At 65.3% G+C, this 20,931-nt stretch carries 20 protein-coding genes; 7 read left to right on the top strand and 13 right to left on the bottom strand.

Annotation, left to right across the window (positions count from 1 at the left end; all coding sequences use genetic code 11):
* Position 1: 1 nt before the first annotated feature.
* Positions 2-1,414 carry a pyruvate dehydrogenase complex E1 component subunit beta gene (locus tag ACP69Z_RS11170; RefSeq protein ID WP_426267558.1) on the top strand — a complete coding sequence of 471 codons (1,413 nt, stop codon included), beginning with the start codon at positions 2-4 and terminating at the stop codon, positions 1,412-1,414.
* Positions 1,415-1,449: 35 nt separating this feature from the next.
* A complete protein-coding gene (def, locus tag ACP69Z_RS11165; RefSeq protein ID WP_426267557.1) occupies positions 1,450-1,986 on the top strand; it encodes a peptide deformylase in 537 nt (178 codons plus the stop codon).
* On the opposite strand, the gene purF is transcribed toward def, so the two are convergent.
* Entirely contained in the window at positions 1,987-3,438 is a 1,452-nt protein-coding gene (gene purF / locus ACP69Z_RS11160; RefSeq protein ID WP_426267556.1) for an amidophosphoribosyltransferase, read from the bottom strand. It abuts the gene before it with no gap.
* A 112-nt stretch (positions 3,439-3,550) separates the two neighbouring features.
* Between purF and ACP69Z_RS11155 the strand changes: the two genes are divergently transcribed.
* Both ACP69Z_RS11155 and ACP69Z_RS11150 read left to right on the top strand, forming a co-directional pair.
* Positions 3,551-3,976, top strand: coding sequence for a hypothetical protein (locus ACP69Z_RS11155; RefSeq protein ID WP_426267555.1), 426 nt, complete (start codon positions 3,551-3,553; stop codon positions 3,974-3,976).
* Between the two features lie 71 nt (positions 3,977-4,047).
* Positions 4,048-5,844, top strand: a complete 1,797-nt coding sequence (locus tag ACP69Z_RS11150) for an acyl-CoA dehydrogenase C-terminal domain-containing protein (RefSeq protein ID WP_426267554.1) — start codon at positions 4,048-4,050, stop codon at positions 5,842-5,844.
* Here ACP69Z_RS11150 and thpR read toward each other — a convergent pair.
* The 5 genes from thpR to ACP69Z_RS11125 form a co-directional block, all read right to left on the bottom strand.
* Positions 5,841-6,371: an RNA 2',3'-cyclic phosphodiesterase gene (gene thpR, locus ACP69Z_RS11145; RefSeq protein WP_426267553.1), complete on the bottom strand. Its 531-nt coding sequence runs from the start codon at positions 6,369-6,371 to the stop codon at positions 5,841-5,843. The genes ACP69Z_RS11150 and thpR overlap by 4 nt on opposite strands.
* Positions 6,372-6,377: 6 nt before the next feature.
* Positions 6,378-6,746 (bottom strand): hypothetical protein, encoded by a 369-nt coding sequence (locus ACP69Z_RS11140; RefSeq protein WP_426267552.1) that lies wholly within the window; start codon positions 6,744-6,746, stop codon positions 6,378-6,380.
* A 96-nt stretch (positions 6,747-6,842) separates the two neighbouring features.
* Positions 6,843-7,985, bottom strand: a complete 1,143-nt coding sequence (locus tag ACP69Z_RS11135; RefSeq protein WP_426267551.1) for a glutathionylspermidine synthase family protein — start codon at positions 7,983-7,985, stop codon at positions 6,843-6,845.
* A gap of 3 nt (positions 7,986-7,988) precedes the next feature.
* Complete coding sequence (locus ACP69Z_RS11130) at positions 7,989-8,363, bottom strand: hypothetical protein (protein WP_426267550.1); 375 nt, start codon at positions 8,361-8,363, stop codon at positions 7,989-7,991.
* A 4-nt stretch (positions 8,364-8,367) separates the two neighbouring features.
* Positions 8,368-8,775, bottom strand: a complete 408-nt coding sequence (locus ACP69Z_RS11125; RefSeq protein WP_426267549.1) for a DUF350 domain-containing protein — start codon at positions 8,773-8,775, stop codon at positions 8,368-8,370.
* Positions 8,776-8,964: 189 nt separating this feature from the next.
* Here ACP69Z_RS11125 and ACP69Z_RS11120 point away from each other — a divergent pair, with 189 nt between their 5' ends.
* Both ACP69Z_RS11120 and ACP69Z_RS11115 read left to right on the top strand, forming a co-directional pair.
* Positions 8,965-9,696 carry a Bax inhibitor-1/YccA family protein gene (locus ACP69Z_RS11120; RefSeq protein WP_426267548.1) on the top strand — a complete coding sequence of 244 codons (732 nt, stop codon included), beginning with the start codon at positions 8,965-8,967 and terminating at the stop codon, positions 9,694-9,696.
* Positions 9,697-9,840: 144 nt separating this feature from the next.
* Positions 9,841-10,647, top strand: a complete 807-nt coding sequence (locus tag ACP69Z_RS11115; RefSeq protein ID WP_426267547.1) for a hypothetical protein — start codon at positions 9,841-9,843, stop codon at positions 10,645-10,647.
* Here the strand turns inward: ACP69Z_RS11115 and ACP69Z_RS11110 are convergent.
* The 4 genes from ACP69Z_RS11110 to ACP69Z_RS11095 all read right to left on the bottom strand — a co-directional run bounded on the left by ACP69Z_RS11110 (position 10,644) and on the right by ACP69Z_RS11095 (position 16,067).
* Positions 10,644-11,501 carry a dienelactone hydrolase family protein gene (locus ACP69Z_RS11110; RefSeq protein WP_426267546.1) on the bottom strand — a complete coding sequence of 286 codons (858 nt, stop codon included), beginning with the start codon at positions 11,499-11,501 and terminating at the stop codon, positions 10,644-10,646. The genes ACP69Z_RS11115 and ACP69Z_RS11110 overlap by 4 nt on opposite strands.
* A gap of 62 nt (positions 11,502-11,563) precedes the next feature.
* A complete protein-coding gene (locus ACP69Z_RS11105; protein WP_426267545.1) occupies positions 11,564-12,187 on the bottom strand; it encodes a glutathione S-transferase family protein in 624 nt (207 codons plus the stop codon).
* A 49-nt stretch (positions 12,188-12,236) separates the two neighbouring features.
* On the bottom strand, positions 12,237-13,937 hold the full coding sequence (locus ACP69Z_RS11100; RefSeq protein ID WP_426267544.1) for a M28 family peptidase: 1,701 nt from the start codon (positions 13,935-13,937) through the stop codon (positions 12,237-12,239).
* A 66-nt stretch (positions 13,938-14,003) separates the two neighbouring features.
* Positions 14,004-16,067 carry a S9 family peptidase gene (locus ACP69Z_RS11095; protein WP_426267543.1) on the bottom strand — a complete coding sequence of 688 codons (2,064 nt, stop codon included), beginning with the start codon at positions 16,065-16,067 and terminating at the stop codon, positions 14,004-14,006.
* 126 nt (positions 16,068-16,193) lie between these two features.
* Between ACP69Z_RS11095 and ACP69Z_RS11090 the strand changes: the two genes are divergently transcribed.
* On the top strand, positions 16,194-16,667 hold the full coding sequence (locus ACP69Z_RS11090; protein ID WP_426267542.1) for a hypothetical protein: 474 nt from the start codon (positions 16,194-16,196) through the stop codon (positions 16,665-16,667).
* 3 nt (positions 16,668-16,670) lie between these two features.
* Here the strand turns inward: ACP69Z_RS11090 and ACP69Z_RS11085 are convergent, their stop codons facing one another.
* From ACP69Z_RS11085 to ACP69Z_RS11075, 3 genes are all read right to left on the bottom strand, one after another.
* Positions 16,671-17,996, bottom strand: coding sequence for an SLC13 family permease (locus tag ACP69Z_RS11085; protein ID WP_426267541.1), 1,326 nt, complete (start codon positions 17,994-17,996; stop codon positions 16,671-16,673).
* Between the two features lie 150 nt (positions 17,997-18,146).
* Positions 18,147-20,552 (bottom strand): ATP-dependent Clp protease ATP-binding subunit ClpA, encoded by a 2,406-nt coding sequence (gene clpA / locus ACP69Z_RS11080; protein WP_426267540.1) that lies wholly within the window; start codon positions 20,550-20,552, stop codon positions 18,147-18,149.
* Positions 20,553-20,665: 113 nt separating this feature from the next.
* Positions 20,666-20,860, bottom strand: coding sequence for a DUF1192 domain-containing protein (locus ACP69Z_RS11075; protein WP_426267539.1), 195 nt, complete (start codon positions 20,858-20,860; stop codon positions 20,666-20,668).
* Positions 20,861-20,931 lie beyond the last annotated feature (71 nt).

Genomic DNA, 20,931 nt, shown 5'->3' with positions numbered 1-20,931 from the left:
GATGGGCGTTGAACTGAAGATGCCGGCCCTGTCCCCGACAATGGAAGAGGGCACGCTCGCCAAGTGGCTGGTCAAGGAAGGCGACACCGTCTCGAGCGGCGATATCCTGGCCGAGATCGAGACCGACAAGGCGACGATGGAGTTCGAGGCGGTCGACGAGGGCGTCATCTCCAAGATCCTGGTGCCGGAGGGGACCGACGGGGTGAAGGTCGGCACCGCCATCGCGCTGATGGGCGGCGATGGCGAAGAGGCTGCGGCGGAGCCGGCCAAAGCCGAAGCGCCCGCGGCTGCTCCGGCTGCTGCCGAGCAGACTCAGCAGCCGTCCGACCAGCAGACAGACAGCGCCTCGCACACCCAGAAGGCTGAAACCGGCACTAGTCAGCTGGTCAAGCCGCAGGCCGTCGATCCCGAAGTGCCCGCCGGCACCGAGATGCAGAAGCTCACCCTGCGTGAAGCGCTTCGCGACGCGATGGCTGAAGAAATGCGCCGCGACGAGCGCGTGTTCGTGATGGGCGAGGAAGTCGCGCAGTATCAGGGCGCCTACAAGGTGACCCAGGGCCTGCTCGATGAATTCGGTGCGAAGCGCGTGATCGACACGCCGATCACCGAATATGGCTTTGCCGGCCTCGGCACCGGCGCGGCGATGGGTGGGCTGAAGCCGATCGTCGAGTTCATGACCTTCAACTTCGCCATGCAGGCGATTGATCACATCATCAATTCGGCGGCCAAGACCAATTACATGTCGGGCGGCCAGATGCGCTGCCCGATCGTGTTCCGCGGGCCGAACGGCGCCGCCAGCCGGGTCGGCGCCCAGCACTCGCAGAATTACGCGCCGTGGTACGCCAGCGTGCCGGGCCTGATCGTCATCGCGCCTTATGACGCGGCCGACGCCAAGGGCCTGCTCAAGGCCGCGATCCGCTCGGAAGACCCGGTCGTGTTCCTTGAGAACGAGCTGCTCTACGGCCAGACCTTCGAGCTGCCGGTAGTCGAGGACTGGGTGCTGCCGATCGGCAAGGCCCGCACCATGCGCGAAGGCAAGGACGTCACGGTCGTCAGCTATTCGATCGGGGTCGGCGTCGCGCTCGAGGCGGCGAACACACTGGCGGGCGAGGGGATCGAGGCCGAGGTTATCGACCTCCGCACGCTGCGCCCGCTCGACAAGGCTGCGGTCCTGACCAGCCTCGCCAAAACCAACCGCATGGTGGTGGTCGAGGAAGGCTGGCCCACCTGCTCGATCGCAAGCGAGATCATCGCCATCTGCATGGAAGAAGGCTTCGACGATCTCGACGCCCCAGTGATGCGCGTCACCAATGCCGACGTGCCGCTGCCTTATGCCGCCAATCTCGAGAAGCTGGCGCTGATCAAGGCGGCCGACGTGGTCGCGGCGGTCAAAAAGGTCACCTACAAGGGTTGATTGATGGATCGGCCATGCGGGCTTAAGGGGCGCGCATGGCCATTCTTCCCATCGTTTGCATTCCCGATCCGATCCTGCGCGAGACCTCGACTCCGGTCGAAACCTTTGACGCGGAACTGAAAACGCTCATCGCCGACATGTTCGAGACGATGTACGACGCGCCCGGTATCGGCCTGGCCGCGGTGCAGGTCGGCGTGCCCAAGCGGCTGCTGGTGATCGACCTGCAGGAAGAGGAGGATGCCGAGGGCAAGCCGGTCAAGGACCCGCGCGTCTTCATCAATCCCGAGATCCTGGAGGAAAGCGACAGCTTCGTGCCCTACAAGGAGGGCTGCCTGTCGATCCCCGATCAATATGCCGACGTGCTGCGGCCGGACCGGATCAAGGCCAAGTGGCAGGATGCCGATGGCGGCTGGCACGAGGAAGAGATCGACGGGTTATTGGCGGTGTGCCTGCAGCACGAGATCGATCATCTGAACGGCGTGCTGTTCATCGACCATCTCTCGCGCCTGAAGCGCGAGATGTTGCTCAAGAAGCTGGCGAAGGGCCGCAAGGACGGCACCATCGCCATGTGATCAGGCGATGGCGGCCAGTTTGAGGCCGCTTTCCTCTGCCTTCTTCTCGGTGAGATCGGTCAGCCGGGTCGGATAGTCGCCGGTGAAGCAGGCGTCGCAGCGCTGGGGCGCCTCCGCGCTGCGCTGGTCGCCGAGCGCGCGGTACAGGCCTTCGATCGAGATGAAGGCGAGGCTGTCGGCGTTGATGTACTTGGCCATCGCCTCGACATCCATCTGCGCGGCCAGCAGCTTGGCGCGTTCGGGCGTGTCGACGCCGTAGAAGCAGCTGTGCCGCGTCGGGGGCGAGGCGATGCGCATGTGGACCTCGCGCGCGCCGGCGTCGCGCATCATCTGGACGATCTTCACGCTGGTCGTGCCGCGGACGATCGAATCGTCGATCAGCACGATGCGCTTGCCCTTGATCAGCGCGCTGTTGGCGTTGTGCTTGAGCTTGACGCCGAGGTGGCGGACTTCCTGGCTCGGCTGGATGAACGTGCGGCCGACATAGTGCGAACGAATGATCCCGAGCTCGAACGGAATGCCGCTTTCCTGCGCATAGCCGATCGCTGCGGGAACGCCGCTGTCGGGGACCGGCACGACAATGTCGGCGTCGATCCCGCTTTCGCGCGCCAGGACTGCACCGATATTCTTGCGCGACTCATAAACCGAGATGCCTTCCGCCACGCTGTCGGGGCGGGAGAAATAGACATGCTCGAAGATGCACGGGCGAGGGGCGGCGGCGGCGAACGGGCGGAAGCTGCGCAGGCCATCGCCATTGACCACGATCATCTCGCCCGGTGCCACTTCGCGCTCGAAGCGGGCGCCGATCACGTCCAGCGCGACGGTTTCGCTGGCGAAGATGATGGTGTCGCCGATCCGCCCCATCACCAGCGGGCGGATGCCGAGCGGGTCGCGGCAGGCTATCAGTCCCTGCTCGGTCAGCATCAGGAGGGAATAGGCGCCTTCGACCTGTCCCAGCGCATCGACGATGCGGTCGAGCATCTGGGTCTGGTGCGAAGTGGCGACGAGGTGGATGATGACCTCGGTGTCGGAAGTCGACTGGAAGATCGAGCCGCGGCGGTTGAGCGTGCGGCGCAGCTTCATCGCGTTCGAGATATTGCCGTTATGGGCAACCGCGAAGCCGCCGTCGGCCAGCTCGGCGAACAGCGGCTGGACGTTGCGCATCGCGCTCGATCCGGTGGTCGAATAGCGCACATGGCCGAGGGCGGTGCGGCCGGGGAGGGAGCGGATGATGTCGTCGCGGTCGAAATTGCCGGCGACATGGCCCTGCGCTCGGTGCGAGTGAAAACCGGCACCGTCGAGCGAGGTGATTCCCGCCGCTTCCTGCCCGCGATGCTGAAGGGCGTGGAGCCCGAGCGCGACGAAGCTGGCCGCCACATCGGCGTTCCACACGCCGAACACGCCGCATTCCTCGCGAAGTTTGTCGTCGTCGAAGGGATTGGTCGAAAACATGGATGTCGCCCGTCCGCTGTGTGAGCCGCCCTATAGGGTCGCGCGGGCGCTTTGTCGCGTGCGGACTGAACCGGGGTTGAAGGCCGACGCCGGCGCGGGCAGGTAAGTGGCCATGCGCTTGGCTTCGATCCCGCTTTTGCTGCTCATCAGTGCCTGTCAGCAGGAAGCGCCGACCACAGGCCCCGGAGCAAGGCCGGAGAGCGGCGCGGTCACGATATATGCGGGCAGCGGCAGGGACCGCCTGTGCCTCGCTGAACAAGGCGGAACCGCAAGCTTTGTCACCTATGCGCCAAGTGGTGATGCCAATTGCACGGTGCAGGGGACTTGGTCTCCTTCTGGTCCTTCGGCGATCAAACCGAACGAGGATCCGAGCTGCTCGATCATCTTCAACAGGGAGGGGCAGTCGGTGCGATTGCTCGCCGGCGGTCCTGGCTGCGCTTATTATTGCGGCCCCGGCGCTAGCTTCGAAGGCAAGACCTTCGTCCGGATGGACAAACCCGAGCCCGTCACCGATCTGGCTGGTGATCCGCTTTGCTGACAATTATGTTGATAGCAGTCGCTTGCCCACCTAGACCCTGACCAACGCCCCTTCCGGAGAGAGCCCCAGACATGCCCGTCTACAACGCCCCCGTTCGCGACACCCGCTACGTTCTCGAGCACATCGTCGAGATGCAGAATTACGGCAACCTGCCGGGCTTCGCCGATGCGACTCCGGACCTCGTCGAAGCGCTGCTGACGGAAGGCGCGCGGTTCACGCAGGAGGTGCTGGTGCCGCTCAATCGCACCGGTGACGAGGAAGGCTGCACCCGCCACGAGGACGGGTCGGTGACCACGCCCAAGGGCTTTAAGGACGCCTATAAGCAGTTCTGCGAGCTTGGCTTCACCAGCCTGTCGGCACCGGTCGAATTCGGCGGGCAGGGGCTCCCGCACGTGCTGGCGACGGCGATCTCCGAATATGTGCTGTCGGCCAACCAGAGCTTCGAAATGTATCACGGCCTGACCGCGGGCGCGATCGCCTCGCTGCTGGTCAAGGGCAGCCCCGAGCAGCAGCAGACCTATGTGCCCAAGATGGTGTCGGGCGAATGGACCGGCACCATGAACCTGACGGAGCCGCATTGCGGCACCGACCTCGGGCTCCTCAAGACCAAGGCCGAACCGCAGGCCGACGGCAGCTACAAGATCTCGGGCACCAAGATCTTCATCTCGTCCGGCGAGCACGACATGAGCGAGAACATCATCCACCTGGTGCTCGCCAAGATCACCGGCGCGCCGGACAATGTGAAGGGCATCAGCCTGTTCGTGGTGCCCAAGTTCCTGGTGAACGAGGACGGCACGCCGGGCGAGCGCAACAGCCTCGCCTGCGGGTCGATCGAGCACAAGATGGGGATCCACGGCAATTCGACCTGCGTCATGAACTACGACGGGGCGACCGGCTGGCTGGTCGGCGAGCCGGAAAAGGGCCTTGCCGCCATGTTCATCATGATGAACGCCGCGCGCCTAGGCGTCGGGCTCCAAGGCTTGGCGCAGGGCGAGATCGCCTATCAGAACGCGGTCGCCTACGCGAAGGACCGCCGCCAGGGCCGGGCGCTGAAGCCCGAGCTGCGCGATGCCAATGCCAAGGCCGACAACCTGTTCGTGCATCCGGACGTCCGCCGCATGCTGCTGGAAGCCAAGGCGTTCAACGAGGCGGCCCGCGCGCTGATCCTGTGGGGCTCGCTCCAGGTCGATCTGTCCCGCAAGGGCGCGACCGAGGAAGAGCGGCAGAAGGCCGATGACCTGATCAGCCTGCTGACCCCGGTCATCAAGGGCTATCTCACCGACAAGGGCTTCGAGGCCACGGTGAACATGCAGCAGGTGTTCGGCGGCCACGGCTACATCCGCGAATGGGGCATGGAGCAGTTCGTCCGCGACGCCCGCATCGCCCAGATCTACGAAGGCACCAATGGCGTGCAGGCGATGGATCTGGTCGGCCGCAAGCTGGCGCAGAACGGCGGCCGCTCGATCCGCTTGCTGTTCGAGGTGATCGGTGCCGATATCGCCAAGGCGCGCAGCAGCGGCGATCCGGCGGGTATCGCCGAGCCGCTGGAGAAGGCGCTCGGTCATCTCCAGGCCTCGACCATGTGGCTGGCGCAGAACGGGATGCAGGACCCGAACCATGCCGGCGCGGGCGCCGTGCCGTACATGCACCTGATGGGCCTGGTGACGCTCGGCTGGATGTGGCTCAAGATGGCTGATGTGTCCGCCCGGCTCGAAAATGAAGCCGGCGAAGACGCGGCCTTTCATCAGACCAAGCTCGCCACCGCGCGCTTCTATGCTCAGCGCGAGCTGCCGAAGGCGAGTGCCTATCGCGGCCAGATCGAAGCTGGCGGCGACACGCTGATGGCGCTGGCCGAAGACGCTTTCTAAGCGGCGCCAAAGGTCGCCATGGGCTCGTGATGCGCTCCGTGGCGGCCAAGGTGGCTTTCTAACAGGGTGAAGCCGCGCACCGTCCATGGCGGTGAGGTCAGCGTGCCGTGGCGGCTGAGCCAGGGCTGGAGATCGGGTGCAGGCCCGCTCCAGCGCGCGAGCCTCACGTGCGGCACGAAGGCGCGGGTTTCGGGCGCGAGGCCGGCGGAGGCCACGGCGCGGTCGATCCGGGCGGCGAGAGTGGCTACCGGCTCGCGCGGCTCGATCCCTGCCCACAGCGCGCCCGAGCGCTTGTGATGGAATTGGCCGACGTCCTTCAGCCGCAGCTCGAACGGTTCGAAGCGGAGGGACGAGAGCGCCGCCGCGACATCTTCTGCGGTGTCGCCGTCCACCTCACCGATGAAGCGCAAGGTGAGGTGAAGCTGCTCAGCCGGTGACCAGCGCAGCCGCTCGGGACCGTCCATCAGGTCGAGAAGGGAATCGGCGATGTCCCCTGGCAGAGGAAGGGCGACGAACAGGCGGTGCAAGAGGGCTTAACTCTCGTGCTCGGCCCCAGGCTTCACCACCCGCCGCTCGATCGGCGGCATGACAAAGCGATAGGCAAGAGCGCCGAAAATGCCGGCCAGCACCATCACCAGAGTGGGCTCGAAGAAGAGTTCGGGCAGTCTTCCATCGACGTAGAGCGCGAACAGCGGAAAGAACAGCAGGCCAGCAAGCGAACCTGCCGCAATGAAGAGGGCTGTGGTGCCCTCCTGCCAGTCCCTGCCACGGATCAGCAGGCAGAGAAGGCCGCCGCAAAGAAGCGCGAGCGGGGCCGTGAAGATGAAGCCAAGCAGGGCAGTGAATGCCAACGCTCCCAGGTAGTTGCCATTTGCGCCGAGCGGTTCGGCGATCATCAGCATTACACCTCCCGAAGCCCCCGCTACGGCCCCGGCGACTCCCGACGCGAGCAACAGCTGGAATAAGTGGCGCAATCGATTGGATCTGGTGGCCAGCGCTCAGCCCTCAATGATGTGCGGCACGAAGCGCGCATCGTCGGCGGTGATGCGTCCGCCCTCGCGGATGCCGAGGCCCGCCACTTCGCCGCCGACCGTCCATACGCCTAGCGCCGGATAGGCGCCGTCAAACTCCGGCACGTCGTAGAACTGCTGATAGACTTGGCCGAAGGCGCCATAGGGCCCGTCGGAACGCGACGTCTCCCGGCCATCCTCGACAATCCGGACATTGGCGCCTTCGCGGGCTAAGATCGGCTTCACCACATGGCGCGGCCCGACGCTGGCAGCGTCCCAGCCGGCGGGCAGGAGATTAGGGTGCTTCGGCTCCAACTCATAGAGCAAAGGCAGTATCGCCTTGTTCGACCAAAGCATCTTCCAGATCGGCTCGAGCCACAGGGTCGCGTCCATCCGCCGCACGATCTCGCGGCCATAATCTTCGGCGACGATCCATTCCCACGGGTAGAGCTTGAACAGCGCGGTGATGAGATAATCTTCCTCGTCCACCAAGCGCCCTTCGGCATCCAGGCCAATCCGCTCGATGAGGATAGCGCGTGTCTCCAGCCCCGCCTGCTCGGCAAGATCGCGCATGTAGGTCGCGGTGACGGTGTCCTCGTGAAGGTCGTCGGCATGATGGGTGACCCAGACCCTTCCCCCAAGGTCGCGCGCCATGTAGCGCCAGCGGTCGATCAGTTTCTCGTGGAGGGAAGTGAACTGGTCGTGGGCCGGAAAGACCTCTTCCTTCCATTGCCATTGTACCACGCCTGCCTCCAGCATCGAGGTCGGCGTGTCACAATTATACTCGAACAGCTTGGGCTCGCCGGAGCCATTCCAGCCGAAATCAAACCGGCCATAGTCGAGGGCAGGGCGGTCGCGCTTCCATTCCGCCAGCACGGCGTCGATGGCCCAGTCGGGAATGCCGAACCGGGCGAGCTTCTCGGGACGCTTGGCGAGATGGTCGCCGGCCTTCAGGAACAGCTCGTGGCAGCGCTCAGCGGCGGCCTCCAGCGTCTCGATCTGCTTTAGCGTAAAGACGTAGGTGGCGCTCTCGTCCCAATAAGGCTTGCCGTCCTGCGTGTGCCAGACGAGCCCCTGTTCCTCGACGATCCGCTGCCAACCCTCGCGTGGGCGCAGCTTGCGGCGCTGCATGGCTTAGCCGCCGCGCCCGAAGCTGCGGGCGCTGCCGCCGAGGCCACCGCGCGAGATGGCGGAGGAGCGGGCCATGTTGCTACCGGCCGGCGCACGCAGGAACGAGCCGCCGGCGGGTGGCGTGCGGCTGACATAGCCGGCGTAGCGGCGGTCATTGAGGTTGTCGTAGTAATAGGGGATTGGCGCGCCGCGGCCGAGATAAAGGAAATGGCCGCCACCACCCCGCCGCTCGCAATTGTCGTCGGCAATGCGCTGACCCCAATCATCCGCGCACACCCGGGTGGTGCCGGCCGCGCGGTAATCGTCGCCATCGGAGCAGCCGGTGAGGCCGGCCAATGCAGCGGCGAGCGACATCGTCAGGGTGAGTTTCTTTTCCATGACGTCAGGGGACCATGCACGCGGCCTGCAGGACCCCGATGCCGAGCCCCATGCCGCCGACAAAGATCCCGCTTGCGGCACAGCCTTGCTCGATCCGCGCCGAGATGCCGCGGAACAGCAGTCGGGCGATGATCACGAACACCAGAAGCTGCACGACCAAAGCGACCGCGCCCCACAGCAGCATGTCGGGGATGCTGACGCTGTTGCCGATCACCACTGCGACCGGCAGCGCGAAGCCGAGAAAGGTGCCGGTAAGTTGCAGCGCCGCCGCGCTGTTGCCGGCGCGGATCAAGGCCAATTCCCGGTGCGGGGTCAGCTGGATGTAAAGCGCAAGGAAAGCGGCCGCCAGCAGCAGCGCAGCACCGAAGTATGCAAGGAAGTGAGGCAGGACCGCCGCGAAATAGCCGAACAATTTGTTTCCCCCGGATACTAGTTCGAAGAGTAGCAGCGGCGCATTTTGGCGCAAGCGGGGGCGAGCAGCATCTACTCACATGTAAGTAGGTCGTTTCGTTCGCGAAAACTCCTTGAAACCTTTGGGCGCTCCAACGATATATGGTCACGTGGACGGGCCGCTTCGGCCCGCCGACGATGGAGCTTGAGAATGCAGAACTGGTCTGACCCGCGCACGACGACCGCCTATGACCCGGCCGTCTCGGTCGGCGTTCCGCGTGCCGCCCGCGATGCGGGCCTGCGGTCCTACATGTTGAGCGTTTACAATTACATGGCTTCGGGCGTGCTGCTGACCGGCATTGTCGCCCTGCTGTTCGCCTCGAGCGGCCTTGCCCAGCAAGTGCTTTCGACCCCGCTGCGCTGGGTGATCATGCTGGCGCCGCTTGGCTTCGTGATGGCGATGAGCTTCGGCCTCAACCGCATGAAGACCTCGACGCTGCAGGCTTTGTTCTGGGCGTTCACGGTGGTGATGGGCCTGTCGATGAGCTCGATCTTCCTGGTCTACACCGGGACGAGCATTGCCCAGACCTTCTTCGCCGTGGCGGCGGCCTTCGCCGGCCTCAGCCTGTTCGGATACACCACCAAGAAGGACCTGTCGGGCTTTGGCACCTTCTTGATCATGGGCGTGGTTGGCCTGCTGGTGGCGATGATCGTCAACCTGTTCCTGCAGTCGAGCGCGCTGTCGTTCGCGATCAGCGGCATCGGCGTTCTGCTGTTCGCCGGCCTGACCGCTTACGACACGCAGAAGATCAAGAGCATGTATGCCTATGTCGCTGGCACCGACATGATGGGCAAGGTCGTGATCATGGGGGCGCTGAACCTCTACCTCGACTTCATCAACATGTTCACGTTCCTGCTGAGCTTCATGGGCAACCGCGAGTAAGCGGGGCAGCCAAACGGCTCAGACAAGAGGGCTCGGCGGGAAACCGCCGGGCCCTTTTTCTTGCGCTGCGTTAACGACAAGCTATGCTGCCGAATCGTGGGTGGATCGCTGGGAAGCGATTTTCGGCTGCAAGGGGGTTTGCACATGCCGTATCGTCACGCGCATTGGTATGTATTGGGATTGATCCCGCTGATCGGGCTGGCGTTCTGGCCGAGCTACTGGTCGGTCCTTCCATCCGCCACCTGGCAGTTCCATGCGCATGGCATCACCGCCTTCGCCTGGCTGATGCTGCTGGCCGCGCAAAGCTGGACGATCCAGCACGGCGACCGCGACACCCACCGCCTTGCCGGAATGGGCAGCCTGGTGCTGTTTCCGCTGTTCCTCGCCGGTGGCGCAGGGCTGTTCTTCGGCATGGCGGCCAAGATGGTCGCTGGAAGTGAGTTCCACGTTCTCTACGCCGCGCGCCTTGCCTGGCTCGACATCTTCAGCGTCGGGATGTTCGTGGTGTTCTACCATCAGGCGCTCCGCCATCGCCGCAAGGTGAAGCTGCATTCGGCCTACATGCTGGCGACGATCATCGCGCTGCTGCCGCCAATCCTCGGCCGGCTGAGTGGTATCCCCTTGGGCGCGCGGGGACCGGGCACCTTCCACCTCCTATTCCCCGGCTTCATCGCGGGTCAGCTGATCGCGGCAGCGGCGGCCTTGCTGATCGCTCGTGGGCGAGGGGCCGACGGCCGGCCGTGGCTGTGGGCGGCCTTGATGAGCACTCTTGGTGCGCTCGCCTTTGCGACCGTCGGCGGGCTGCCGGCATGGCGCTCACTGTATGCAGCGATGGCGCAAGTGCCGTCCGAACCGATCATGGTTGCCGCGGCCGCCTTTGGAGGCTTGGTTGCCTGGTCGGGCTGGAACGTCGGCAAGCGGCCCCGCCCAAGCGGCGCGCTGCCCGCCTAGCCCAGGTTCTTCTTGAAGAAGCGCAGGGTCCGCTGCCAGCTAAGCTCGGCGGCGGCCTTGTCGTAGCGTTCGGCCGAGGTGTCGTTGTGGAAGGCGTGGTTGACGCCATCGTAGAGCTGGAAGGTCACCGGCTTGCCCGCCGCGCGCAAGGCTTCGACCCACGGGAAGCCGGTCTGGTTCACGCGTGTGTCGAGGCCGGCGAGCTGAATGAGGAGCGGCGCCTGGACCTTGGCTGCCTGGCTCGGGGCAGGGGCGGTGCCGTAATAGACGACGCCTGCATCGAGATCGGCGCCAGCGTCCACCGCAAGCCGGTTGACGTAAGCGCCACCCCAGCAGAAGCCGACCGCACCGACCTTGCCGCCGCGGCTGGAGCCCGCCACTTCGCGCAGCATGGCGACACCCGCAGCGCTGGCGGCCGCCAGGTCGAGCTTGCCGATCATCTCGCGCGCCTGATCCTCATTGGCGGGCGTGCCGCCGAGCGGCGTCAGGAAGTCGGGCGCCACCGCACGATAGCCGGCCAGCGCAGCGCGGCGCGTGACGTCCTTGATGTGCGCGTTAAGGCCGCGGTTTTCGTGGATCACGATCACCGTTGGCTTGAGGCTGCGGCTACGCGGTTCGGCGACATAGGCCTTGGTGCCGGCGACCGTCTGGTCCCGGATCGTAAGCCGGTTGTCGTTCTCGGGGACGATGGCGGCCGCTGCGGGGGAGGCGGCAATGCTTCCGATCAGTGCTTCGGCAGCGGCGGCGCTGCCGGCCAGCGCCACCATCCGCGCCATGAAGTCGCGGCGGGGCATGCCTTCATGCGTGAAGCGGTCGTAAAGCGCGATGGCGCGGGCCTTCAGGTCTTCGGTCATTACTGGTCCTCCATGGCCGCACGATGAGGCTCGCCATCCTGCACGGCAAGCACGACCAAGGGTCAGCCGTCCACCTTCATCGCCTCCGCCGCTTCCGCATCCTTCTGCTTGGCTCGGCGATAGGCATCGCGGTTGGTGCAACGCGCGACGTAGCTGGTAAACGGCTCCTGCTGATCCAGCCCGCCGAACATCATCATGAAGCCCAGCATGGACGAGACGTAGAGATCGGCAGCACTGAACCGGCCGGTGATGTACTCGCGGCCGTCGAGCATCGTGGTCAGCGTGGCAAAGGTGCTGGCGTGATTGCCGAAGCCGAACATCCCCTGCTTGTCGGCCGGCACCTCATAATTGACAGCCTTGAGGCTAAAGGCCTGCTCGAGCGGCCCGGCGGCGAAGAACAGGTAGCGGTAATAGTCGGCCCGCTCGCCGGACGGCGGGGCAAGGCCGATATCGGGAAAAGCATCGGCGAGATAGGCGCAGATCGCTGCCACTTCGGTGACCACGTGATCGCCATGCTTGATCGCCGGAACCTTGCCCATCGGATTGACCGACAGGTACGGCTCGGCCTTCATCGTCCCGCCGTATGTCAGGAGCTCGGTCTGATACGGAGCGCCGACTTCCTCGAGCATCCAGCGGATCATCTGCCCGCGTGATTGCGGGTTGGTGTAGAAGATGAGGTCGCTCATGACGGTCTCCTGTTGCCCCTCCCGCCGGCGGCAGGAGGGGTGAGGTCGATCAGCCCCGTTCGCCTGCAGCGGGGGTGGTGACGGGAGCAGGAGCGCCGCGCTCCGCCGCCGACGCGTCGCGCGCCCCGCGGAATTCGCTATCCTCGCTCCAGTTCGGCCAGGCGGACGAATTGGCCAGCGCGCGCCCCACGTTGTGAAGAATCTGCGCGTCCTGCACGAGGCCGCTGAAATCCCAGCTCGGGTCGAACTCGTCGGCCGGCTGGTGGTAGCGCTTGGCGGTGTAGTCGTCGGCCAGCGCCTTGGCGCGTGCCTTGCCGCCATTGACGAGATCGCGGCCGCCGTTCCAGCTGATTGCCGGCACGCCGCGCTTGGCGAAGGGGAAGTGGTCCGAGCGGAAGAAGGAACCAGCTTCGGGCCGCTCATCCGGCGAATAGGTGCGGTTCTGCTTGGCGGCTTCGGCGGTCAGCAGGTCGAGGAGCCCGAGCTTGGCCGAGCCCGAGATCGAGATGTCGCGGGCCGGACCATAAAGCGCGCCGCCATCGGTGTTGAGGACGCCAGCGGTCTTGCCGAGCGGATAGAGCGGGTTGCTGTTGTAATATTCCGACCCGAGCAGGCCCTTTTCCTCGGCGGTCACGAACAGGAAGACGAGGCTGCGCTGCGTACGCGGCTCTTTCGCAAACCAGCGCGCCTGCTCCAGCACGTGAGCGGTGCCGGTCGCATTGTCGGCGGCGCCATTATAGATGCGGTCGCCGCGCGCGTCGGGCTGACCGACGCCGAGGTGATCCCAGTGCGCCGAGTAGATCACCGTTTCGTCGGGCCGGGTGGTGCCGGGCAGCAGGCCGACGACATTGTAGCTGGTGATGGTCTGCGCCGCGGCATTGCCGGTGGCGCTGAGACGGACGGGGAGCTCGACCGGCTTGAAGTCACGGCGGCGGGCAGCGGCCTTGGCCTGTGCCAGCGTCGTGCCCGATGCAGCGAAGATCTTCTCGGCGGTGGCCTTGCTGATCCAGCTTTCCATCGCCGGGTGCGCGCCGCGCGGATCCTGGCGGACGACGTCGAACATGGTGTTGGTGTTCGAATTCTTGACCGTGGCCCAGCCATAGGAGGCGGGCGCGTCCTCGTGGACGATCAGCACGCCGGCGGCACCGAGCTTGGCCGCCTGTTCGTACTTGTACGTCCAGCGGCCGTAATAGGTCATCGCCTTGCCGCCGAAGTCAGGGCCACCGTCGGCCAAAGGCCCGTCGAAGTCGGGATCGTTAATGAAGACAACCAGGATCTTGCCGCGGACATCCATGCCCTTGAAGTCGTCCCACTGACGTTCGGGCGCCTGGACCCCGTAACCGGCGAACACCAGCGGCGCGTTGTCGAGGCGAAGTTGGCTGGCGCCGTTCAGCGGCGCGCGAACGGCGATATCGGTGCCCTGCGCGAGGCGCCCGGCGGCGGCACCACCCTGAAGGCTGACGACCGGATCCGCGCTCCAGTTCGACTGCAGCAGCGGCACGCGCTGGGTGTACTGGCGCTGGCCGTTCACCACATCGCCGCCCGGCTGCACGCCCGCGGCCTTCAGCTGCTGCGAGAGATAAGCCACCGTCTTCACTTCGCCCGCAGTGGCCGGTCCGCGACCTTCGTAGGCGTCGGAGCTCAGCGTCTTGATGTCCTGCGTGAGGCGCGGAACCGAGAAGCTTTGCGCGGCGAGCGGGCCGGCGGCGAGGGCAGTGCTGGCAACGAAAAGCAGGGCAAGACGGGTCAAGTGCAATCTCCTGAGACGGCAATCATCGCCAACCTCATGCGCTTGCCCGACTGCCCTGAAAAGCCCCTACTTGCGGGTGCGGTAGCGATCGAACCAGGCGGTGATCGCCGACGCCCGGGCCGCCGCCTGGCTTGGCCGCGCGTCGAGGCCGTGCGGTGCGCCAGGCACCTTCACCAGCATCGCCGGCACGCCCTGCAGGCGGAGCGCGCCATACCATTGCTCCGCTTCGGCATTGGGGGTGCGAAGGTCATCCCCGCCGACGATCACCAGCGTCGGCGTCATGACCTTGCCGGCAAGGCTAAGCGGCGAGCGCTGCCAATAGGCGGCTTGCTTCTCCCACGGCATGCCACCGAGCCAGTAGCGGCCGAACAGAGGCAGGCCATCGGCAACCAGCGCTTGGCTGGTCCAGTTGATCACCGGCTTCTGCACCGCGGCGGCTTTGAAGCGGTTGGTGTGGCCGGTCATCCAGGCGGTCAGCAGCCCGCCGCCAGAGCCGCCGGTGATGAATAGGTTCTCGGGGTCAGCAAGCCCGGCGGCAACCGCGGCATCTACCGAGGCCATGAGGTCGGTCTCATTCGGCGTTGGATAGCTCTTCTCGATCCCGTCAGCGAAGGCTTCGCCATAGCCGGTCGATCCGCGCACGTTGGGAAAGAGCACCGCGTAACCTGCCGCGGCGAACAGCTGATAGTCGGTCGAGAAGTACGGACCGTAGCTGGTGTAAGGGCCGCCGTGGATCTCGAGAATGGTCGGCACCTTCTGCCCGTCCTGGTAGCCGGCAGGCATGAGGATCCAGCCTGGTACCGCCGTGCCGTCCGGCGCCCTTGCGTCAAGCGTCCGAACTTCGCCGAGGCGTTTGCCGGACAGCCACAGGTCGTTGAGCGCAGTCAGCCGCCGCGCCGTGCTGCCGCGCGCCATCGACACATCGGTCGGACGGGTCGCCGATCCGCTGGTGAAGGCAAGCGTGCCGTCGCGCGCAACGCTCCACGCGCCGCCAGTGTAGGGGCGGCCTACCGCTGGCGCGGCAAGGTCATAGGGCAAGGTTGTGACTGCGCCCGATGGCGAGACGCGGGCAAGTCGGTAGTGGCCCTTTTCCTCGAAGCCGACGACTAGCTGGTTGCCGGTCCACTGCACGTTGTCGATCGAGCGGTCGAGGCCTGCCGCAACCCGCCGGACGCCGCTGCCGTCGCGGTTCATGAGATAGAGGCCCGCCTGATTGTAGGCTTGGCCATCGTCGTCGAAGCCGAGGAAGGCGATTGTTCGGGCGTCCGGCGACACGGTTGGAGCGCCGTCCGGACCCTTGCGGCGGGTAAGCTCCCGCACGGCGCCGCTTGCGACATCGATCGCCAGCACCTCGCTTTCCAGCGGGTCCCGCTCCCACTCGGTGGCCCGGCTGCCGCTGGCAAGGATGCTGTCGCCAGCCCAGGCGATCGGCCCATTCAGCAGCAAGGCGCCGCTGGTCAGCCGCCGCGGCGCGCCGCCGTCGGCATCGACCACGAACAGATGATCGGTGCCGGGACGGGCAAGGCCGGCGCCGTCGTTGCGATATTGCAGGCGATCGATGACCTGCAGCGGTTCGGCCCAGGTCGCGCCTTCGGGCTTGGGCGGTGCCTTGCCGATTGCCGGTCCTTCGCCGGGCACGCGCATCAGATAAGCGAGGCGCCGCCCGTCGGCCGACCAGGCCATGTCGGACGGGCTGTCGGGAAGGCCGGAAATGCGCGCGGTCGTGCCGCTGTCCATCCATCGCACGAACATCTGTGCGCCTGGACCTTCGGCGGTCGATACATAAGCAAGGCGGCGGCCATCAGGCGACCAGCGCGGGCTGGTGTGTGAACCGGTGCCAGTGACCAGCGGCTCCTGCCGCCCGGTTGCGGTGTCGATCACCCAGATGCTCGGGCGATACCGATCGGTCATCACGTCCGCGCTCATCCGGACATAAGCGATGCGCTTTCCGTCGGGGCTTATCTGCGGGTCCGCGGCGTAGGAAAGGTTGAACAGGTCGCTACCGGTGAAAGCCGGGGTCGGCGCCGGCGTTCCGGCCGGAGCGGTCGGCGTGGTCTGCGCCAGTGCCGGCATTGCTGCCGCACTCACCAGCAGCGCTGCCAATGTGATGATCGCCGCCCTGTTCGTCATTGCTCGCCCCCTGATGTCAGTGGCGGCAATCAATCATCTTTCACGCCGGGGCGCCAGTCGGGCAGGTTTGACTTGACGGAGAACAATAGCGTATTACATCACCAATACACTTCGAGGGGAGACGACATGATCAAGTACGCCGCACTGACGCCGCTGCTTCTGCTGGCTGCCTGCAAGGCCGAGGTGAGGGAGCCGGCGGCTGGTGACGAGACGGTGCAGATGAAGGCCGACGCCGATGCCCGCGTCGCCTTCAATCTGCCGTTCGCGAAGGGCGAGATCAAGCTGCCCACGGGTATCATGTCCAACGCCAACTTCGACATCGACGGGGTCAAGATGATGCCCGGCGCAGAGCTGACGGGCTTCAACCTCGATGCGGGTGACGGCAAGCCGGGCCGGGTCAACTTCACCTTCACCGCGCCCGCCTCACCGGAGGAGGTCCGGACCTACTTCGTCGACCAGTTCAAGGCGCAGGGGATCGAGGCGGCGCTGGCGGCCGATGCGCTGCAAGGCAAGACCAAGGACGGCGCGACCTTCCTGATGCGCTTCGCGCCGCAAGGGAGCGGCACCAGCGGCACCATCCAGCTCGACGAGCAGAAGTAAGGATCAGAAGGGAAAGAAGACCCGGATTGCGACAACAGCGGCTACCCACGTTACCAGATTGAGCGGTAGCCCGAGCCGGACGAAGTCCATGTAGCGGTACCGCCCCATCTGGTAGACGAGGGCATTGGTTTGGTAGCCGAAGGGAGTCGCAAAGGCAGCGCTGCCGGCCATCATCACGGCAACGAGGAAGGGCCGCGGGCTGACCTGCAATGCTTCGCCCATGCTGACGGCAATGGGGGTGAAGAGCACGGCAACGGTCGCATTGGACAAGAGCTCGGTCGCGAACAGCACCACGCCGTAGATCAGGATCAGTGCAATCAGCGGAGTCAGCTGTTCGAGATTGCCGATCAGGAATTCGGTCATTAGCTCGGCCACGCCGGAGGTGCGGAGTGCAATGCCCAGCACCAGCATGCCGGCGATCAGCATCAGCACGTCAGGGCGAAGGCCGCTATAAGCTTCGTCGGCGGTGATGATCCTCAACAGGATCAGCAGCACGGCGCCAGCGAAGGCACAGGCGGCGATGGGGGCAACGCCGAGCGCCGCAAGAGCGATCACCGCCACGAACACGGCCAAGGACACCAGCGCACGCACGGGCCGCAGCGGGCGTTCAGCGGCAAAAGCGGCGGCATCGCCGATCTGTCCGCCCGCCTGGGTGGTGCCGCCCGTGGGCGCCTCGACCGTCGTTTCACTCCGCTCGGACGTGTCGATAAGACGGCCGCTGAAGAACAGGAGGTACAGGCCTCCGGCAATCGCCACCGCAAGCCCGACGGGGGTGATCTCGAAAATTCCGAAGCGAGCCTGGCCAGCGGCCCCGGCCATGTCGCTGACGAGGAGGTTGGTGGACGTGCCGATCAGGGTGCAGCCACCGCCGAGGATTGCGGCGTAGGACAAGGGAATGAGATAGCGTTTCGCGGAAATGCCGAGCGAGGCCGCGGTGTCCCGGATGATGGGTGCGGAGAGGACCACGATCGGCGTGTTGTTGAGAAACGCCGAGGCCGCTCCGCATACTGCGATGACGATCCACAAACCCGCACGCCCGATCCGCCGGCAGATCGCCACCAAAGCGCGGATGCCGGCATCGAGAAGGCCCGCCAATTCCATGGCGTAGGCAATGACGAACAAGGAGGCGAGGGTGATGATCGCCGGGCTGGCAAAGGCGCTCTGCACCTGGATTGGCCGAACCACACCCGTCAGCAGCAGCACCGCTGCGCCCGCCAGCGCCACCACATCGGAGCGCGCTTTGTCCCAGATCAGTGCCGCCACCACCGCAACCAGCACGGTAAGGGTGATCACCTGAGGATTGGCGAGGAGCGGGGGGAAGTGATTCATACCGCCGCGAAGATCACGAAGTGAAGGCAGGTTGAATCAGGCACCAACCATGAACGCGAACGCGGCGGGAAGGTGCCTGCTTCTTAAGCAAAGCAAAGGAGGCCGAAAGCTTTGAGCTCCCGACCTCCTCATTTCCGTTGCGATATTGTCTTACTCAGCCGCAGGCGTTTCCGGGGCTTCTCCGGTTTCGGACTGCCCGCCTGAGTCCGCCTCCGGCGGCTGTTCGGCCGGCCGAACAGAGCGCGCTTTGGCCGGCTTGGCCTTCGCCTTACCCTTGGTCGTCTTGGCCGGAGCGGCCGGCGTGATCTCGAACACCGGCACATTGTCCTTCAACCGGACCTTGACCTCGCCGCCGTGGACCAGCTTGCCGAAGAGCAATTCCTCGGCGAGCGGTTGCTTGATCTTCTCCTGCACCAGGCGACCCATCGGACGCGCACCGTAGAGCTTGTCATAACCCTTGGCGGTGAGCCACTCGCGCGCCTCGTCGTCGAGCTCGATGTGAACGCCGCGGTCGGCCAGCTGAAGCTCAAGCTGCAGGATGAACTTGTCGACGACCCGGGCGACGACGGCCGGCGGCAGATAGCCGAACGGCACCACCGCATCGAGGCGGTTGCGGAATTCGGGCGTGAACATCTTCTTGATCGCGTCTTCCTGCACGTCCTCGCGGCTCGCGGCCCCGAAGCCGATGCTCTCCCGCGCCATGTCGGACGCACCGGCATTGGTGGTCATGATCAGGATCGTGTTGCGGAAGTCGACAGTCTTGCCGTGGTGATCGGTCAGCTTCCCGTTGTCCATCACCTGCAAGAGGATGTTGAACAGGTCGGGATGCGCCTTCTCGATCTCGTCGAGCAGGAGCACGCTGTGCGGCTGCTGGTCGACCGCGTCGGTCAGCAGACCACCCTGGTCGTACCCGACATAGCCCGGAGGCGCGCCGATCAGCCGGCTGACCGAATGGCGCTCCATATACTCCGACATGTCGAAGCGCTGCAGCGGGATGCCGAGAATCGAGGCGAGCTGGCGCGCGACCTCGGTCTTGCCGACGCCGGTCGGGCCACTGAACAGGTAGTTGCCGATCGGCTTGTCCGGATCGCGCAGACCCGCCCGGCTGAGCTTGATGGCCGAGGCCAGCCGCTCAACCGCGAGGTCCTGCCCGAAGACGACGCGCTTCAGGTCCGCTTCGAGGTTCTGGAGCGTCTTCTTGTCGTCGGTGCTGACGCTCTTCGGCGGGATGCGCGCCATGGTCGCGACGACCTGCTCGACCTCCTTAGGCGTTATCACCTTCTTGCGCTTGCCCACCGGCACCAGCATCTGCATCGCGCCGACTTCGTCGATCACGTCGATCGCCTTGTCCGGCAGCTTGCGGTCATGGATGTAGCGCGCGCTGAGTTCGACCGCCGACTTGATCGCATCGGGGGTGTAGCGAACCTTGTGGTGCTCTTCGAAGCTCGAGCGCAGACCCGAGATGATCTTGATCGTGTCCTCGACCGTCGGCTCGTTGACGTCGATCTTCTGGAAGCGCCGGAGCAGCGCCCGGTCCTTCTCGAAGTGGTTGCGGAATTCCTTGTAGGTGGTCGAACCGATGCAGCGGATCGTGCCGCCCGACAGCGCGGGCTTGAGAAGGTTGGAGGCGTCCATCGCTCCGCCGCTGGTCGCGCCGGCGCCGATCACCGTGTGGATCTCGTCGATGAACAGGATCGCGTGCGGCAGCTTCTCGAGTTCGGTAACGACCGACTTCAGCCGCTCCTCGAAATCACCGCGATAACGGGTGCCCGCCAGCAGTGCGCCCATGTCGAGCGAGTAGATGACCGCGGGCTTCAGCACCTCGGGCACGTCGCCCTCGATGATCTTGCGCGCCAACCCTTCCGCAATGGCGGTCTTGCCGACGCCCGGATCGCCCACATAGAGCGGGTTGTTCTTGGACCGGCGGCAGAGGATCTGCACCGTCCGATCGACCTCGGCCATGCGCCCGATCAAGGGATCGACCTTGCCGTTCTTGGCCTTTTCGTTGAGGTCGACGGTGAACTGCTTGAGCGCGCTTTCCTTCTTGTCGGCAGGCTTGTCCGACTTGGTTTCGGGCGCATCGGCACCGGCGGCGGGCTGCGCGCCATCGGCATTTTCGCCCTTGCCGACGCCGTGGCTGATGTAGGTGACCGCATCCAGCCGGCTCATGTCCTGCTGCTGCAGGAAATAGACCGCATAGCTTTCTCGCTCGGAGAACAGCGCAACAAGCACATTGGCGCCGGTCACTTCATCGCGGCCCGACGACTGGACGTGCAGGATGGCGCGCTGGACCACGCGCTGGAAGCCGCTGGTCGGGGTCGGATCGGTGCCGCTGTCGGCGACGAGAGCGCCAAGCTCACCGTCAAGATATTGCTTCACGGTGGCCTTGAGCTCATCGCGGTTGACGCCGCAGGCGGTCATCACCTTGGAAGCATGGCCGTCATCGATCAGCGCCATGAGCAGATGCTCCAGCGTCGCATATTCGTGGCGGCGGCGGCTCGCTTCCCCAAGCGCATTGTGGAGAGTTTGTTCGAGCTCGCGGGCGAAACTTGGCATGAGTGGGGGAACTCCTTGGCCGGGCGGAGACAATCTCCCGGCGTTCTTAACTTCTTATCTTGTGAGGCGATGCAGCCGCTGCAAGGGCGGCGAAAAAGGTCAGGTGTTGCGGCTCATCGCTTGAACAGCGCATCGGCCGCGGAACGGTGCTTGGCGACCGCATCCTTGTGGGCGCGCACCCGCGCGATTTCCGCCTCAAGCGCCTCGATCCGCTCGTCCAGCTCATGCTGGCTCAAGGGATCGAGGTCCTGGCGGGCAAGGCTCGCCAGCGGATCCTCGGGGCGTGACGAAAAGAGATCGTCGTCCATGTGGTCCAAGGTCGGGGCCGGTGCCCTACAAGTCAACACGGATAAAAAAGCCATCCACAAGATTTCGCTTT

Source organism: Sphingomonas sp. LHG3443-2 (genome assembly GCF_049896405.1).
In the GTDB taxonomy this organism is placed as follows: Bacteria; Pseudomonadota; Alphaproteobacteria; order Sphingomonadales; family Sphingomonadaceae; genus Sphingomicrobium.
This window is presented reverse-complemented; position numbering and strand designations above follow the sequence as displayed.